The sequence below is a fragment of the Ramlibacter sp. genome (assembly GCF_013697775.1).
Classification (GTDB): Bacteria; Pseudomonadota; Gammaproteobacteria; order Burkholderiales; family Burkholderiaceae_C; genus Ramlibacter.
On the sequence record NZ_JACCWG010000255.1, the window covers coordinates 1 to 2,299 of the forward strand.

The window sequence follows — 2,299 nt, forward strand, 5'->3', positions numbered from 1 at the left end:
CGTGCGGCCGCTGGCCGCCGCCGAACGCCGCCTGCTGCCCGCCGCCGCACGCGCCGGCGCGCTGCGCTTCTGGGTGTCGCGCCTGTGGGACCTGCACCTGCCGCGCGAAGCCAGCCTGCTCAAGCCCCACGACCCGACCCATTTCGAGCGCGTTCTGCGCCAGCGGATCGCGCAGCCGGTCGGCCTCTGACGCGGCTTGCGTTAAATTCGTCACGTTCCGCCGCCCCGCGCAGCCCGGGCGCCCGCCAGTCCGTGCATCCACAACCGACCCAGCAACGTACCAGCACGTGAAACTCAACCTCGTTCCCGCACGCACCGGTGTCCTCTGGGTCAAGCTCGGCATCCGCACCTTCTTTCGGCAGCCGCTCGCCCTGGCCGGCCTGTTCTTCCTGTACATGGCGGCCATGCTGCTGGTGTCGCAGGTGCCGGTGATCGGCCCGATCATCGGCGGCATGCTGGTTCCTGCCATGACGCTGGGGCTGATGGCGGCGACGGCGGAGGCCACCAAGGGCAAGTTCCCGCTGCCCACCGTGCTGCTCAGCGCGTTCCGCGCGGGGCGCCAGCGCGCCCGCGCCATGCTGGTGCTGGGCGTGATCTACACGGTCGGTTCGCTGCTGGCCACCGGCTTGGCCGCGCTGATCGGCGGGCCCTTGACGGTGGCGGCGCCGGGCGCGGATGCCGCGGGCGGGCCGCAGCTGGATGCCTCGGTGCTGATCGCGCTGGTGCTGCACGCGCCGCTGTTCCTGCTGTTCTGGCACGCGCCGGCGCTGGTGCACTGGCACGGCGTGCCGCCCGCGAAAAGCCTGTTCTTCAGCGCCGTGGCCTGCCTGCGCAACATCGGTGCCTTCACCGTCTACGGCGTGCTGTGGGGCGGCGTGTTCCTGGGGGTGTCGCTGGTGCTGGGCATGCTGGGCGTGGCGCTGGGCGGCGGCGAGGGCGTGCGTTCGGTCATGATGCCCACCGTGCTGCTGCTGGCGGCGATGTTCTCCACGTCCATGTATTTCACCTTCCGCGACTGCTTCGCCGCGGATGACGAGGCAGAAGAACAGGCACAACGACAACCACCCGGAGGGGATGTTCCATGACGACACACACGCTGCAGGGCCGTACCGACAACGAGCTGCTCTGGTTCCGGCGCCGCGGCTTCCTGCGCGCGGCCGCGGCCTGGACCGGCGCGGGCGGCTGGGCCGCCGCGCAGGCGCAGCAGCGCGGCAACGTGGTGGAGCTGCTGGGCGACGCCACCATCAACGGCGAGCGGCTGCGAACGCAGGGCACGGTGCAGACCGGCGACCGCCTGGAAACCGGCCCGGGCTCTTCGCTGGTTTTCGTCATCGGCAACAGCGCCTTCCAGGTGCGGCAGAACTCGCGCCTGACGGTGGAGCGCGGCGACACGCTGAATGCGGTGAGCGTGCTGCGCCTGCTGACCGGCGCGGTGGCCAGCGTCTGGGGCAAGGGCCGCATCCGCCAGATCGTGACGCCCACCATCACCGCCGGCATCCGCGGCACCGGCGTCTACACCGAGGTGTTCTCCGACCAGGGGTACCGCAGCTATTTTTGCAACTGCTACGGCACGGTGGACCTGAAGGCCGGCAACGACGCTGCGCAGTCGCAGGCGGTGTACCACCAGTCGTTCTGGGGCGAGGCGCAAGCGAAGAACGGCCGCATGCTCACGCCCGCCACCGCGATCAACCACACGGACGAGGAAATGGACTTCCTCGCGCGGCTGGTGGACCAGCGCACGGCCTGGCAGATGGCCGGGCGCAAGGGCGTGAAAGACGGCGCGGGGTACATGGAGCAAGGGACGCATCCGTTGATGCAGGGGAAGTGAGGGTCGGGTACATCTGGCTTTGACGACCACGCGGCAAAGCCGCACGCGGGCGGCTTTGCAGTGACGATGTTGGCGCGCCACCGGTGGAACGCCGACATGGTGGCTGTCGCGGCAGGCGGTGCCGGGCGTGGGCGTTTTCTGCGGTGGCTGTGCTGATCGGGCTGGGGCCGCCTGACGCGACGCGCGGTGCGTCAGAGCGCTGAGGCGCCCTCGCAGCTCAAGCCATCTCCTGCTGCGACACCAGCAGGCCGCTCAGCCGGCTCACTGCCTGCGGTGAAAGAGCCGTGGAACGCCGCAGCTTGGAATCGATCAGCACCAACGATGTCTGCGCCACGGCCGCGCAGATGCCCTCCTGGAACACGCCCTGCTCCAGCTTGACCGAGCTCTTGCCCAGCGACAGCACGCGCGTGCCGATGGTCACCGCGCCGGGCCAGCGCAGCTCGGACAGGAAGTCCATCGACAGGTGCACGA

General features: G+C 70.0%; 3 protein-coding genes and 1 pseudogene. 3 read left to right on the top strand and 1 reads right to left on the bottom strand.

Annotated elements, in window-relative coordinates:
- From H0U68_RS12705 to H0U68_RS12715, 3 genes and pseudogenes are all read left to right on the top strand, one after another.
- Positions 1-190 (top strand): annotated as a pseudogene (locus H0U68_RS12705) (homoserine kinase); the annotation flags it as partial.
- A 97-nt stretch (positions 191-287) separates the two neighbouring features.
- Complete coding sequence (locus tag H0U68_RS12710) at positions 288-1,085, top strand: BPSS1780 family membrane protein (protein ID WP_296356112.1); 798 nt, start codon at positions 288-290, stop codon at positions 1,083-1,085.
- Positions 1,082-1,828, top strand: a complete 747-nt coding sequence (locus H0U68_RS12715; protein WP_296356113.1) for an iron dicitrate transport regulator FecR — start codon at positions 1,082-1,084, stop codon at positions 1,826-1,828. Before H0U68_RS12710 ends, H0U68_RS12715 begins: the two co-directional genes overlap by 4 nt.
- A gap of 217 nt (positions 1,829-2,045) precedes the next feature.
- On the opposite strand, the gene H0U68_RS12720 is transcribed toward H0U68_RS12715, so the two are convergent.
- Positions 2,046-2,299 (bottom strand): hotdog domain-containing protein (locus H0U68_RS12720; RefSeq protein WP_296356116.1); only part of this gene is annotated, 254 nt, incomplete at its 5' end.

Coding starts and splice junctions, on each gene's coding strand:
- H0U68_RS12715 (WP_296356113.1), top strand. CDS start 1,082: ATGACGACACACACGCTGCAGGGCCGTACCGACAACGAGCTGCTCTGG.